12 protein-coding genes are annotated in these 13,907 nt (G+C 34.9%); 6 read left to right on the top strand and 6 right to left on the bottom strand.

The annotated features are described in order from the left end of the window. The first annotated feature begins 116 nt into the window (after positions 1 to 116). From OQK60_RS02720 to OQK60_RS02710, 3 genes are all read left to right on the top strand, one after another. A complete protein-coding gene (locus tag OQK60_RS02720; RefSeq protein ID WP_297683824.1) occupies positions 117 to 536 on the top strand; it encodes a type II secretion system protein in 420 nt (139 codons plus the stop codon). Between the two features lie 144 nt (positions 537 to 680). Next, positions 681 to 1,124 carry a type II secretion system protein gene (locus tag OQK60_RS02715; RefSeq protein ID WP_297683822.1) on the top strand — a complete coding sequence of 148 codons (444 nt, stop codon included), beginning with the start codon at positions 681 to 683 and terminating at the stop codon, positions 1,122 to 1,124. A 24-nt stretch (positions 1,125 to 1,148) separates the two neighbouring features. After that, entirely contained in the window at positions 1,149 to 3,077 is a 1,929-nt protein-coding gene (locus tag OQK60_RS02710) for a primosomal protein N' (RefSeq protein ID WP_297683820.1), read from the top strand. Positions 3,078 to 3,182: 105 nt separating this feature from the next. Here the strand turns inward: OQK60_RS02710 and OQK60_RS02705 are convergent, their stop codons facing one another. Beyond that, the gene (locus OQK60_RS02705; protein ID WP_297683818.1) at positions 3,183 to 3,752 is read right to left on the bottom strand and encodes an NUDIX hydrolase; all 570 of its coding nucleotides are present in this window, start codon (positions 3,750 to 3,752) and stop codon (positions 3,183 to 3,185) included. Further along, a complete protein-coding gene (locus tag OQK60_RS02700) occupies positions 3,730 to 4,929 on the bottom strand; it encodes a M23 family metallopeptidase (RefSeq protein ID WP_297683816.1) in 1,200 nt (399 codons plus the stop codon). Before OQK60_RS02700 ends, OQK60_RS02705 begins: the two co-directional genes overlap by 23 nt. A 114-nt stretch (positions 4,930 to 5,043) precedes the next feature. On the opposite strand from OQK60_RS02700, the gene OQK60_RS02695 reads away from it, so the two are divergent. Continuing rightward, positions 5,044 to 5,841 (top strand): plasminogen-binding N-terminal domain-containing protein, encoded by a 798-nt coding sequence (locus OQK60_RS02695; protein WP_297683815.1) that lies wholly within the window; start codon positions 5,044 to 5,046, stop codon positions 5,839 to 5,841. 5 nt (positions 5,842 to 5,846) lie between these two features. Further along, on the top strand, positions 5,847 to 7,232 hold the full coding sequence (locus tag OQK60_RS02690) for an FAD-linked oxidase C-terminal domain-containing protein (protein WP_297683813.1): 1,386 nt from the start codon (positions 5,847 to 5,849) through the stop codon (positions 7,230 to 7,232). A gap of 27 nt (positions 7,233 to 7,259) precedes the next feature. On the opposite strand, the gene OQK60_RS02685 is transcribed toward OQK60_RS02690, so the two are convergent. After that, the gene (locus OQK60_RS02685) at positions 7,260 to 9,098 is read right to left on the bottom strand and encodes a GGDEF domain-containing protein (RefSeq protein ID WP_297683811.1); all 1,839 of its coding nucleotides are present in this window, start codon (positions 9,096 to 9,098) and stop codon (positions 7,260 to 7,262) included. 173 nt (positions 9,099 to 9,271) lie between these two features. On the opposite strand from OQK60_RS02685, the gene OQK60_RS02680 reads away from it, so the two are divergent. Continuing rightward, on the top strand, positions 9,272 to 10,093 hold the full coding sequence (locus tag OQK60_RS02680) for a YihY family inner membrane protein (RefSeq protein ID WP_297683809.1): 822 nt from the start codon (positions 9,272 to 9,274) through the stop codon (positions 10,091 to 10,093). On the opposite strand, the gene OQK60_RS02675 is transcribed toward OQK60_RS02680, so the two are convergent. The 3 genes from OQK60_RS02675 to ispG are packed head-to-tail and all read right to left on the bottom strand — an operon-like array spanning position 10,040 to position 13,833. Then, on the bottom strand, positions 10,040 to 11,317 hold the full coding sequence (locus OQK60_RS02675; RefSeq protein ID WP_297683807.1) for a ComEC/Rec2 family competence protein: 1,278 nt from the start codon (positions 11,315 to 11,317) through the stop codon (positions 10,040 to 10,042). The two genes, OQK60_RS02680 and OQK60_RS02675, sit on opposite strands and share 54 nt — an antisense overlap. A gap of 1 nt (position 11,318) precedes the next feature. Further along, the gene (locus OQK60_RS02670; protein ID WP_297683805.1) at positions 11,319 to 12,770 is read right to left on the bottom strand and encodes a replicative DNA helicase; all 1,452 of its coding nucleotides are present in this window, start codon (positions 12,768 to 12,770) and stop codon (positions 11,319 to 11,321) included. Between the two features lies 1 nt (position 12,771). After that, on the bottom strand, positions 12,772 to 13,833 hold the full coding sequence (gene ispG, locus OQK60_RS02665; RefSeq protein ID WP_297683803.1) for a flavodoxin-dependent (E)-4-hydroxy-3-methylbut-2-enyl-diphosphate synthase: 1,062 nt from the start codon (positions 13,831 to 13,833) through the stop codon (positions 12,772 to 12,774). Positions 13,834 to 13,907 lie beyond the last annotated feature (74 nt).

The raw sequence follows: 13,907 nt of genomic DNA, 5'->3' as shown, positions 1-13,907 counted from the left end.
GTAGGTTACATGTATTAGTTTAATTAATATATTTAAGCAAGTTTTAATGACATCTGCTACATAATACTTCTTAAGGTTGCTAGTGTAACCCAATTTTTTTAATTCAAGGAGTTCTTATGAAAAGAGCTGGTTTTACTATGATCGAATTGATCTTTGTTATTGTTATTTTAGGTATTTTAGCAGCTGTTGCTATTCCAAAACTTGCTGCTACGCGTGAAGATGCTACTGCTACTGCAACTTTAGCAACTTTTAAGACGGCTATTAATCAGATTCAAGCTAGTACGACCGCGACTGGTAGTGTGCCTGATTTTACGACTATTGTTGACCCTGGTACAAATTTAGGTGTTGCTGCTAATGTAATTACTGCAAGAACAGATAGCGCTGGTGGTACAGTTTGTGCAACTGGTACAAATACAGCGTCAGGTACAGACCAAATTCTAGTTGTTGATATTCAAACGCAGACTGGTGGTTGTGTTTTATTTGCTAATATGGTTGACCATAATGTTTCTTTAACAGGTTCAGCTGTAGTTCGTTAATTTTTTCTTGTTCCCAAGCTCCCGCTTGGGAACGCACATATACAGTTAAAAAATCTAAATCTTTTTACAAACTTCAAACTTAAATAATCTAAAAAATGTTAATATATTAAATAATTGATATATTATTTAACTTAAGGAATTTTTATGCAAAAATCAAAAAGTGCTTTTACAATGATAGAACTTGTATTTGTTATAGTCGTGTTGGGGATATTGGCAGCTGTGGCAGTTCCTAGATTTGCAGCAACTCGTACTGATGCTGAGATAACAAAAGGGCGTGCCGATATTGCTGCAATTCGTTCTGCTATTGTAACTGAAAGACAAGGTCGTCTTATAACTGGAGATAGTGCTTGGATAGCAAAACTAAGTAACAGTACTACAACCCTTTTTACTGGAGTGGATGCTAATCAGACACTGTTGATGTATGGTATAGCAGCAGGAACTGGTTCAGGTCACTGGCAGGGTAATGCTAATGGACTGGACTATACTTTTAATGTTCAGGGAACTGATGTAGCATTTACATATAATCCTAATACAGGTGCATTTACATGTAATACAGCAAATGCTACATGTAAACTTTTAACTGATTAATAACTTATCAGCTAGAGGATTGTTTTGTATTTTTATGAACTAGCAATCCTCTCATCCCCTCTATCTACGCTTACATACCACTCTGATTTAGAGATAAAAACAGGTGCAGTAGTAAATATAAATCTTCGCAATAAGAACTCTAAGGGTGTAATAATTTCTACTTGTGAAAAGCCAGAGTTTGATACCAGTGAGATTTTAGAAGTATACGACTCTTTTTATTCTAAAAAACAACTGGAGTTAGCTAAGTTTATATCTACTTATTATATCTGCTCACTCGGAGAGGCTCTTGGAGTGATGACTGCGTATAGTTGCGGATATACGACTTCAGTCGTACCTGTAATGGGAATCAAAATAGGTGAGGCTCAAAGTGGAGAATGCCAAGGGGTAGCATTCCTAAAAGCCACATATTCGAATCCCATATTAACTCTTTCAGATAAGCAAACTGATGCTCTAAAATTTTTAAAACAATACAGAGTCTCACTTCTTTTTGGTGATACGGGCAGCGGAAAAACTGAAATCTATATGCAGTATTTTCATGACATGTTAAAAGAGGGTAAACGCTCTATTTTTTTAATGCCTGAAATCTCTTTGACACCGCAGATGAGTCATAGACTGGATATGCATTTTGGGGATAGAGTTGTTATGTGGCATTCAAAACTGACTCCAAAACAAAAAAAAGAAGCACTACAAAAAATTAATGATGGAACCGCTCAAATAATTGCAGGTCCTCGTTCAGCTCTGTTTTTGCCCATAAAAGATTTGGGACTGATAGTTGTAGATGAAGAGCATGATGACAGTTATAAATCATCTTCAAGACCTCGTTACAATGCAAGAGATATAGCAATTTATATGGGTAAATTATATGATGTGCCAGTTGTTTTAGGAAGTGCTACGCCATCACTTAATACATATGTAAAATTTCCACATGTCAGATTGAAAGGTGGACACTTTACTTCGAAAAAAGAGTTTATATATGAACGCTCAGTTGAGAACCTTTCTCCTATAATTATGGATAGTTTAAAGCATAACTTGATTGCTAAAGAGCAATCAATTGTATTTCTTCCAACCCGCGCAAATTTCAAGTATCTTATCTGCCAAGATTGTGGACATACTTATGAGTGCGTGTTTTGTAGTGTAGGTATGAGTATTCATCAAAAATCACGAGCGCTTAAGTGTCACTACTGCAACTTTTCGCAAGCCATTCCACAAGTGTGTTCAGAGTGCGAAGGAGACTCTCTTACAAGTAGCAGACTTGGAACTGCAGAGGCTGTAAAAGTTATAAGCCAAGAGTTTAAAGATGCAAAAGTTGAGCAGTTTGATAGAGATGTGATTACAACTTCCAATAAATTAAAAAAAGCTCTAAAAAGATTTAACGACAGAGAGACTGATATATTGGTGGGAACCCAGATGTTATCTAAGGGGCATGATTATCACGGTGTTACTCTCGGAGTTGTGCTTGGGATGGATAACATGTTAAATATGAGTGATTATAGAGCTAGAGAAAAAGCCCTCTCATCGCTAATTCAAGTAGCAGGAAGAAGCGGACGAAAAGCAAATGCCAAGGTTTTAGTTCAGACTTTTAACGAAGAGTTTTTCAAAACATATATAGACAACTATGAAGAGTTTTTAAATGAAGAAAAAGAGTATAGAAAAGAGCTATATCCTCCATATAAAAAACTCTGTCGTATACTTTTTTCGCATAAAAATGGTGCAAAAGCGGCTGAAGCTATGAATGAGATGCAAGAGAGCCTGCAAAAAGTATCAAATACTTGTCCTCCTTGGTCGAGGGTTGAAATAGTCGGATACGGCAAGTGCGCTGTGGAGAGAGTTGCAAATAAGTATAGATTTGAAATACTTCTAAGAGCTGATAAGAGTACGGATATTATAAAAGCGATTTCTACATGTAGAAATCAACTAGCAGAAATAGATATGGACCCAATAGAATTTGGCTAGTTAACAGCTCTATTACTTCGTTAGATTTTTTTGAACTACTATAGTAGTCCTTCAAAAATATGCCTCGTACTAAAACTATTTACTAGACAAATTATTTATTTAATTTTAAAGTAGGTGCTGTTTTGTATCAAAAAACCAGTAAAATGCCATCATAACACCTGTTGTTTTTTGATAACTCTCATCAAACATAAACTCTCTGGATTCTTCTATTGGAACAGATATAACTTCTATCTCTTCATCATATAGTCCACCGCCATCGTTAACCTTCATACTATCGTCACATGAAGCAAAATACAGAGTTTGGTGAGTTCCGGATATGCCGACATTTGTATAAAATGAGCTAATTTTTTCTAGGGATTCAACCGGAATATCATAGCCGCACTCTTCTAGTATTTCCTCTTTAGCAATTTGTGCATTGCTGGCATCTTTGTCTACAATACCGGCGCATAATTCGTACATCATACCGTTTGTTTTATTTTTATTTAGTACAGTTGCTCTGAGTTGTTTTACAAGTATAAAAGCTTTTTTGTCTGTATGGTAGAGAAGTACGGCAACGCTGTCATAACTTATAACTGCTTCCCATTTTTTCTTTATTCCGTCTTCTGAGTAATTTATAAGTATAGGTTTTATAAATTTTGGGTTTTTTAATTCTTCAGTTGAGTTTATTTGGCTCACATTGTTCTCCATTAAAGAAATAACAGACTGTATCAGGTTTAGACACTCTTACAAATTTTGTCTCATTTTTTAGATGCAGGTCTACACTTTGATTATAATTTTCTTTTAGAATCAAGAATGCTTTTTTTTCTTTACCTTTTAATTTTTTGGTTGTTACCTGAACGACTCTAAGCGGGTTTGTGGCACTTCCTCTTTTTCTTAGTTCAAAGTGTAAGTGAGGTCCCGTTGAGCGGCCGGTTGAACCTACATAACCGATGGTATGACCTTTTTTAACATATTTGCCTCTTTTTATACCTCTGCGAAATGATTTTAAATGCGCATACCTTGTTTCATATCCATCGTCATGTTTAATCTTGATAAGGTTGCCATAAGCTCCAAGTCTTCCTGCATATATGACTCTTCCGCTTCCGGCTGCGACAACCGGCGTACCTCTTCTTGCGGCATAATCAACACCCAAATGAGCTTTCCATTTTTTTAAAATAGGGTGGAATCTTCTTTTTGTGAAGTATGATGAGATTCTAGCACCGCGAACAGGACGAGCTAGTAAAAATCCTTCTACTTCATTGCCTTGTTCGTCATAGTATCTGTCATCATCGTTTAGATATATATAGTGTTTTTTATTTTTCATTTCTATCATTGCAACTTTTAGAGTTGGCATAGAAAAAGGTTTTCCTAGACGATATTTTTGATCATAAATCATGATAAGAGTATCGCCTTTTCGTAAGTCTCTTTTAAAATTCAGTGAGTATTTATAGCTTGATACAAAAATTTCTGCGAGTTTTTTGCTGCCTGTTTCTTTTACGATATCATAATAGGGAGAATGATTTATCTTTATGGTAAATGCTTCAGTTTTTGTAGAACTGATGATAGGAATGACTTCAAATTTATATGCACCCTTATCTATATATATGTGGATTTGTAATTCATCATTTAGTGGAAGCAGCATCTGTAGAATTTTTTTCTCACTATCTCTTAAAATCTGATAATTGATACCGGCACGCATCTCTTGAGTTAGTAACTGGTCATCTCTGTCTAGGTTGTAGTAGAGTGATTTTAGAGGAAGATTGTGTTTTTCTAAAAACATCAAGTAAGTCTCTCCGTTTGACCATCTAAAACTCTCAACTTTAGACCCAAATAGAGATGTAACAAATAAAAAAAGTAGAAATAAACGCATCATAAAAATAACCATAAGTATAAAATTTTAAAAATAATTCCAAAACTCTAACAAAATTTGCCTTAGTATGAGGTTTGTTTGATATAATCGCATTACATTATTATAAAGTAGAGAGATATGAAGTATATATTTTTAGTGTCAATCCTTATGTTAGAACTGTTTGGAGCTGTTGTTGAATCTCCTATTATAAGTGTAAATGAAGAAAAAACAGAGGTTACAATTGAAGTTGAGAAGATAGATGTCGGGGTAAGTGGTTTTGTTGTTCATAAAATTGCACAAGGGCGTACAAGTATTTTAAACAATGCAATTGTTAGTAATTACAACAAAGAGACTAAGATAGCAACTCTTAAACTGAGTGAATTTAATGCTCTTAGTAACAGCGCACTTCCTAACGGTAACTGGAAAGTAGAAGTTGGAGATACAGCTGTCTTAGCCTTTGGTTATACAAGAGGCTTGCTAATAGCACCTAATGAAGATATATATTATAGGGTGACTAAAAACTCTAAGCTTCAGTGGATACATCCGGATATTTTTGCTACTTTACTCTCTTTTAACGGACATCCGACACCATTAAGAGAAGATTTTACTCAGATGAGCATAGCTTCTTCTGTTGGATTGGTTTATATTTATTTGGATAAAATAGTTTATACACTTGATTCTAAAAGTTTTAAAATTTTAGCTATGACAGAGGCTAAATTGGAAGAAGGTGCTGTTAATTTGCCTTTTTATACTAGAGTACCTGAAATAGATGCTAACTGGTTTGGAGAGGGCAGTAGTCATCTTGATGAGTATGAGCCTCACTACTATGAACTAATGGCAAAAGCAAATCCTAAAAACACAGAACTTTACAAAATAGTAAAAAACGGCGGAGAAAAACTCGAAGATGCACTTGAAGAGTTTGATATAAAGGAGTAAGAGATATGATTGATACTAAACATTTAAAACATTTCAGCAGTATTGTCGGTGATGATAACATCTATAATGATAAAGCACATCTTATAGCCTACTCTTATGATGCAACAAGAGAGCATTTTGAGCCTGATGCAGTTATTTTTCCTAGAAATGAAGATGATATTAGTAAGATTCTAAAATACTGTAATGAGCATAAAATCATTATAGTTCCTCGTGGTGCAGGAAGCGGTTTTACCGGTGGAGCACTTCCAAGTAGCGGTGGAATTGTTCTTGCAATGGAAAAACATATGAATAAAATCCTTGAGATTGATATGAAAAATATGGTAGCAATTGTTCAACCGGGTGTTATCAATATGGACTTGCAGCGTGCTGTAGAAGAAGTAGGTCTTTTTTATCCGCCTGATCCAGCTTCTCAAGACTACTCAACAATCGGTGGAAATGTAAGTGAAAATGCGGGTGGAATGCGTGCTGCAAAGTATGGAATAACAAAAGACTATGTGATGGCAACTCGCGCAGTTCTTCCAAACGGTGATATTATCAAGGCTGGAAAAAGAACTATTAAAGATGTAGCCGGCTATAACATAAGCGGTATTTTAATAGCTTCAGAGGGAACTCTGGCAGTTTTAAGTGAAGTAACATTAAGACTTATTCCAAAACCAAAATTGACTAAAACAGCTATGGGTATTTTTGACACTGTCAATGATGCTATGAATGCAGTTTATAAAACAATGGCAAGCGGAATTACACCAGTTGCCATGGAATTTTTAGACAATTTGACAATTCGTGCTGTTGAGCAGACTTTTCATAAAGGTCTGCCTGTAAATGCAGGTGCACTTTTAGTTACTGATGTTGATGGAAATCTTGAAGAAGATCTAAATTTTCAACTTTCACAAATCGAGAAAGTATTTTTTGAAAATGGATGCAGTGAGTTTAAAATAGCTAAAGATGATAAAGAAGCCGCGGACATTTGGTTTGCTCGCCGTAATGCATCTCCGGCTCTTAGTGTTTATGGAAGTAAAAAGCTAAATGAGGATGTAACAGTTCCTCGTTCAGCCTTGCCTGAACTTTTAGAGAAGTTTTATGCTATTGCCGATAAGTATGAGATAAATATCCCATGTTTCGGTCATACAGGCGATGGAAATGTCCATACAAATGTAATGGTTGACGGCAGTGACCCTGAGCAAGTAAAAATTGCTTACAAAGCGATAGAAGAAGTTTTTCAAGCAACTATTGATTTGGGCGGGACTCTAAGCGGTGAACATGGGATAGGTCTTGCAAAAGCGCCATATATGAGAATGGCTTTTACAGAAGAAGAGATGAGTTTGTTTAAATCAATTAAGATGGCGTTTGATCCAAATAATATTTTAAATCCTGCTAAGATGGGATTAAATTAAAAGTAAAGAATTAAATTCTTTACTTTTTTAAAATGAATCCTGCATAGAGTCATCTTTGATGATGCTTTTATCAAAACATACAACCTGATTACGACCATGTTCTTTCGCATAATATAGTGACATGTCAGCGTATTTGATACACTTCCAAATACTATCACTATCATCAGGGAACATAACAGCACCAACACTGAGAGTTTTACTAAATGATTCAGCACCGGCTGAAATCTTTTGTTTTGCAAAATTTATACGAATCTTCTCAGCAACCTCTTTTACAAAGTTTTTATCACAATTGTAAAGAAGTACTATAAATTCTTCTCCACCAAAACGAATGGCAATATCTGACGAACGAATTGACTCTTTGATAACTCTTGATACTATTCTTATACCTTCGTCACCTACATCATGGCCGTAAGTGTCATTAATCATCTTAAAGAAGTCGATATCTATCATCAATATACCGTAAGGAGTATTTGTTCTAAGTGCTTGAGGAATCGCTGTTTCGACAAATTCATCAAGATATTTACGGTTGAACATTCCTGTTAACTGATCGACTCTTGCCATTTTATTTAGAATTTGCATCAGTTTTTTACTTACAATAGCAGGTTGAGCGGTTGCAATATAATCTTCAATCAAGCCTACAATGCTTCTAACTCTTAGGCTCTCTTGCTCATCTTTTGTAACTATTGATATAATAAGATTTAGCTCATTTGAAATAGAGTACGGGATACATAGATACTGTAAGTCAGGTTTATTAAATACCGGACATGTATTATCAAATATTGTTGAGTCAACCATCATATTGATACGATCAGCACGACATTTACCGGCTTCTACATCACAATGACAACCGTTGACGCTATATACAACTTTTTTGATGCCGCTGTGAGTATCTGCTTCAATAATGCTAAAGTCTTCAAGAGAGAATTTAGTTTTAAAAACATAGGCTAATCTCTCATATATATCATCTAGCTCTTCATCATGTTCTATTGTTTGTTTGAATTTATATATTTCAGAGAGTTGATCTATAGTTTTATTTATATTTATTAGAGGGTCATTGGATATTTCTTTATTTTTATTTTGAACAAATATATATACCTTTTTATCAATCTCTTCAAATACTTTTTGCAGTTTTTCAAGTAAAGAGTTGAGCATATTTGCAACAGCATTACTTTCAGTAAGACTCCCGCCATCTACTCGTTTTGAGTAATTTCCATGGTATGCAGCTTTCATCACATCTTTAATGGAGTAAAAAATATTTATATAAGGCTTGAAAAATTTATTTACAATAATAAGAACTAAAATCATAAATATAATTGCAAATGCGGCAATATATCCTACAGTTATAAAACTGCTCCCACGAACATCACTGACATCAATAACCATACTGATGGCTCCAAGCACTTCACCTTCTTTAGCGCTATGACATGTAAGACAGTTTGTTGCGCCAAATGCTGTTGCTGTAAAAGGTATGGTCATACGCATGGTGCTTTTTGTGGCAGTCTCTGTCATAACCTCTTCAATCTTTCCGGATTTAAGCACTTTTTTGTCTATCTCATCTCTGGCTATCTCGCTATTGAATCCCTCACCGTATTGTTTTATGACAGTAGGAGAACGAGCAATCCATAAAGCACTGATATTTTCTATGTTTTCTATTTGATCAAGAAAATAGCCGCGTTTATCCATCATCCCGTTTACCATGTGAGCAGTTAAGCCGCCTTTAACAACCTCTGCTGTCAATAAAGCCCTTTTTTCAGCACTCTTAATACCAAAATCTCTAAAATTTAGCGATACGATTATAACCATTAAAATTAAGAATGTAAGAAATAGCCCTGATAGTATTAGTGTTATTTTTTGTCTTGTTCCCATACAAATAAGCCTTTAAAATATTCATTTAATTGTAAAACCGGATGATTATATCATATAATTAAAAAATTATATATTGATATAAATAGTTTTTACTATTGTGTTATATGATTTTGCAAAAAAATATAATTGTGTCATAATAAAGTATATTATATAAATTCGGGAGCCATATAAAGATGCTTAATCTCAAAAAACTTTTAAAACATACGAGATTTTTTATCAGTGCCTTTACAGACAAAGAGCTTACGCTTTTTGCCGCTAGCCTTAGTTACTATACAATTTTTACTATTATTCCTCTTTTGCTGATTATGCTGACACTTCTTACATCATTGCCATCATTTGCAGAATATTATGAGACTATTAAGGTGTTTATCTTCTCGAACCTTATGCCTGTAAATTCAGAAGCGATTATGGGGCATATTGATAAATTTTTAGCAAACTCTGCAAAAATGGGTATTATCGGTCTTGTTATGATTATAGTTGCTTCACTTTTGTTTTTTGAAAATTTCGAGTACATAGCAAACAAAATTTTTCATGCAAAACCTAGAGCTCTTTGGCAGTCCGTTACAACTTACTGGACATTGATGACTCTGACTCCAATAGCTTTGGGAGTATCATTTTTCATATCGGCAAAATTGGCTATTGTGATAGAGTCAAGCTCAATAACCTCTGGTATAAAAATTTTGCCTATCGTTCCTTATATAATCATTTGGGCACTCTTTTTTCTAATCTATCAAATCGGGCCAAATACAAAAGTCAATGCAAAAGCATCTTTAATAAGCTCATTTATAATCTCAATAGTATTTAGTATTTCTAAAAATGCTTTTATTGAGTATGTATTTTATAACAAGTCATATACAACTATGTATGGATCATTTGCAATCTTGATGTTTTTGTTTTTATGGATATATGTCTCTTGGATTATATTTATATATGGTCTGAAATTATGTTACATGATAGACCGCATATATAAAAAAAGAGAGATTAAAAGTGAGTAAAATATAAAGAAAACTTTTTTTCCATATACTAAGCAAAGAAAGAGTGACATGTAGAGCTAGAAGGTTATAACTTAGTTCTACATGTGAACTTTGCTGACCTAAGATTATTAAACTCTCTAGCAAGCCATCAAACAGATTTCCAAATCCTATGACATGTAGAAATATACTAATAGGATAAAATAGAGTGAAGAGTGTTGTCCACAGTATGGAAAGAGGGTGGTAAATGCTAAAGTTTCCAAATATAGCCAGCGAAAAAGGCAGCATTAAAAGATAAACCCAAAAAGGCACCAAGATAAATTGCCAGATTTTATTTAAATCTTTGAAGTGTATTAAAAAAAGAAAGATAAAGTAAACGCCGCTAACGGAGAGCCAGAAACCAAGCGTAAAGGTTAATTTTGGCAAGAAAACTAAAAGTAATATCACACTTAAAAATAGAGTTTGCATTGAGATGATTTTAACACCTCTGTCATAAAGAACAAAACCTACAAGAAGCATCCCAAAAGCACGCACAAGTGATGGAGGTGAATCTAAAAATATTAGATATGAGAGCAGCAATGCAGATATGATTAAGAAGATATCTAATTTTGAATTTCTGTATGGAAAATATCTGTCTTGAAAAAAAGTATAGATAGGTCTTATAAAAAAGAAGAGCAGGGCACTAAGCACCCCAAGATGAAAACCGCTTATTGCCAGCAGGTGTGAAACTCCCAATGTAGAAAAAGTAGCTTGGAGCTCTTTACTCAGAGGTGCTGCGGTGTATAGAGCTTGGTAGATATTGGATATATTTTGATTGACATGTGAGGATGATATAGTTGAATTTATTTTTTGTTTTAGAGTAGGAGTCTTGTAGATATATTTTATTTTTGAGTATGCATAAAAACTTGTTAGATACTCATAGAAGCTTATTTTTCCTGCCCAGACTTCAAGCTTAACAATTTTACCTTTGATATTTTCTAATGATTTTTTTGCGCCTGTATAAAAAGTCAAACCTTCTTTGGATTTTAATTTCAATATCTGAAATGTTTTGGATTTTTTTTTCGTAGAGAGTGAAGTTTTTTCATACTGTTTTATAACTGTAGCTTCTAAAATCTGTGAGTCAAAGCGGGTTAGTTGTTGAAAGTTTTGATATTCTATCAAAAGAGAGTAAAAGAGTATAAAGCTAGATATTAAAAGAAATAAAAGAAAGTCTCTCTTTGTGTTAAAAAGCGAGACTCTTTCAATCATCTTAGATAGGAGTCATTGATATAGAGGATTCTCCCATATCGACATTGGCGGAGCGTGTGTCTACATTTTCATAGACTGTCTCAACACCTTTTGCATAAGCGGGTGCATCAACAAAGCGAGTGAGTTTTTTCTGAAATACCAGTTTAACATGTCCGGTTGGACCGTTTCTTTGTTTTCCGATTATTATCTCAGCTTCTTCTTCTTCTTTTTCTACATAAGTAGGAATGAACTCTTTACCTTCTGCTTTTGCAGCTTTTTCACGCTCTTTTTCTTCTTTATAGAGGTAAATATCATCACGATAAACAAAGAGAATGATATCAGCATCCTGCTCGATCGAACCAGACTCACGAATATCGCTTAGCATAGGTCTTTTGTCGTTTCTAGACTCTAGTCCACGGTTAAGCTGTGAAAGTGCAACAATAGGCATGTTTAGCTCACGAGCAAGCATTTTTAGACCACGAGACATTTCAGAAACCTGCAGGTGTCTATCTTGGTTTCCAACACCGCTCATAATCTGTAAGTAGTCAATTACCGCTATCTCTATCTCGGGATGTTGGTTTTTTAGTTTTCTTAGTTTTGAGCGGAGCTGATTGATGTTTATGCTGCCTTGATCATCTACATAAAGTTTAGCATCATTCATTTTGTCTACTGCACCGTTTAGTGAACTCCACTGGTCATCATTCATATCACCCACGCGGAGTTTTTGAAGAGGAATGGAAGTTTGAATAGACAGAAGTCTGAGCATAAGTTGTTCAGCTGGCATCTCAAGAGAGAAAAAAGCTACACCTTTTCCATCTTGGATAAGAGAATTTACTGTGTTTAGAATAAAAGAAGTTTTTCCCATCGCAGGCCTTGCAGCCACAATGACCAAGTCACCCTTACCAAAACCGGTAGTCATCTTGTTTAGTTCGTGAAAACCAGTATCAACACCGACAAGAACACTGTTCCCGCGGGCTTTCATCTCTTTAATGTACTCCATGGTGTCAAATGTCATCTTTGGAGAGTCTTTAAAATCACTTGTTTGATTGTTTTGAGTTATCTCATAAAGCTTTTTTTCTACGATATCAACAACTTCAGCGCTTGGCAACTCTTCTTCTACTGTAACTCTTTTTATCTCTGTCGTGAGCGTTAAAAGATGTCTTTTTAGTGATTTGTCTTTTATTTCATCAACATAAGCTTTCGTGTTTGAAATTGGATTTGCAGATAAAATTTCAAGCATAGTCTGTTCGTCAAATTTTTTGAGTTTGATAAGCTCTTTTTTTATAAACTCTTCATCAATCGGTTGGTCTTTTTGAAGCAGAAGAGTCATGACCTTAAATATATCTTGATGAGCAGGAAGATAAAAATCATCTTCTTTAAGAGCAACGCTCAGTTCATCAAACTGTCCAGGTTCAAAAACAATTGAACTCAGTATTGAGCGTTCAAAGGCTAAATTATATAAATTATCTTGCATCTTATTCTACTTCCTTAGCTGCATTTTCAACTTCTTTAACAAACCTGTCAACAAGTTCATTCTCATCAAGGTTAGCTACTACTTCACCTTTTACCATTACTAGACCTTTTCCCTTACCGTATGCAATGGCTACATCAGCGTGAGCTGCTTCGCCTATGGCGTTTACAACACATCCCATAACAGATACATTTAGAGGTGCTTTTATGTGAGCAGTTCGCTCTTCTATTTCACCAACTGCAGTGACTAAATCAGCTTCAATCCTGCCGCATGTAGGACAAGAGATGATGTTTAGACCGTCTTTAACCGCACCGCTGTCTTTTAGTATTGCCCGTGCTACTTTTATCTCTTGTTCAAGTTCGCCTGTGATAGAAACCCGCATCGTATCGCCGATACCATCAAGCAAAAGTGCACCAAGACCGATGGAACTTTTAACAGTTGCATGAAAAAGAGTTCCGGCCTCTGTCACTCCAAGATGAAAAGGGTAGTTGTTTTTTGGTCTTAATATTCTGTACGCATCAACGGTTCGCTGAACATCACTGGCTTTTAGAGATATCTTTATGTCAGTAAATCCCAAATCTTCAAGATATTTGATGTTGTACTCGGCTGAAGCAACCATACCCTCTGCAGTTTGACCATATTTGTTTAAAAATTCTTTCTCTAAAGAACCGGCATTAACACCGATTCGTATAGGGATATTGCGAGCTTGACAAGCCTTTACAACTTCAGCAACCCTTTGTTTTGAACCAATATTACCGGGGTTGATACGGATGCAATCAACAACTTCAGCAGCCACTAAAGCAAGTCTATGATTGAAGTGGATATCTGCTACAAGAGGCAGAGAAATACGGTCTTTTATACTTTTTAGTGCAAGTGCATCTTCCATATCTGGAACAGCAACTCTGACAATATCACAACCTGCAAAATGCAGTCTTTTTATCTGCTCAACTGTAGCTTCTACATCAGAAGTTTTTGAAAATGTCATAGACTGCGTGCTTATAGGTGCGTCACCACCGACAGCAACATCACCTACAAAAATTTGTTTAGTTGGGATTCTTTTTATCATAAGGAGATTTTAACCACTTTGGTATAAAAGAGTGCTTTATTTATTTCTACATGTGATTTACATGTAGAAATAAA

The sequence above is a fragment of the Sulfurimonas sp. genome, assembly GCF_026196735.1.
Classification (GTDB): Bacteria; Campylobacterota; Campylobacteria; order Campylobacterales; family Sulfurimonadaceae; genus Sulfurimonas.
This window is presented reverse-complemented; position numbering and strand designations above follow the sequence as displayed.

Excerpts from the sequence above, each read along its gene's own strand:
- OQK60_RS02720 (WP_297683824.1), top strand. The coding sequence starts at position 117 with ATGAAAAGAGCTGGTTTTACTATGATCGAATTGATCTTTGTTATTGTT.
- OQK60_RS02715 (WP_297683822.1), top strand. The coding sequence starts at position 681 with ATGCAAAAATCAAAAAGTGCTTTTACAATGATAGAACTTGTATTTGTT.
- OQK60_RS02700 (WP_297683816.1), bottom strand. The coding sequence starts at position 4,929 with ATGATGCGTTTATTTCTACTTTTTTTATTTGTTACATCTCTATTTGGG.
- OQK60_RS02695 (WP_297683815.1), top strand. The coding sequence starts at position 5,044 with ATGAAGTATATATTTTTAGTGTCAATCCTTATGTTAGAACTGTTTGGA.
- OQK60_RS02690 (WP_297683813.1), top strand. The coding sequence starts at position 5,847 with ATGATTGATACTAAACATTTAAAACATTTCAGCAGTATTGTCGGTGAT.
- OQK60_RS02685 (WP_297683811.1), bottom strand. The coding sequence starts at position 9,098 with ATGGGAACAAGACAAAAAATAACACTAATACTATCAGGGCTATTTCTT.
- OQK60_RS02680 (WP_297683809.1), top strand. The coding sequence starts at position 9,272 with ATGCTTAATCTCAAAAAACTTTTAAAACATACGAGATTTTTTATCAGT.
- OQK60_RS02675 (WP_297683807.1), bottom strand. The coding sequence starts at position 11,317 with ATGATTGAAAGAGTCTCGCTTTTTAACACAAAGAGAGACTTTCTTTTA.
- OQK60_RS02670 (WP_297683805.1), bottom strand. The coding sequence starts at position 12,770 with ATGCAAGATAATTTATATAATTTAGCCTTTGAACGCTCAATACTGAGT.
- ispG (WP_297683803.1), bottom strand. The coding sequence starts at position 13,833 with ATGATAAAAAGAATCCCAACTAAACAAATTTTTGTAGGTGATGTTGCT.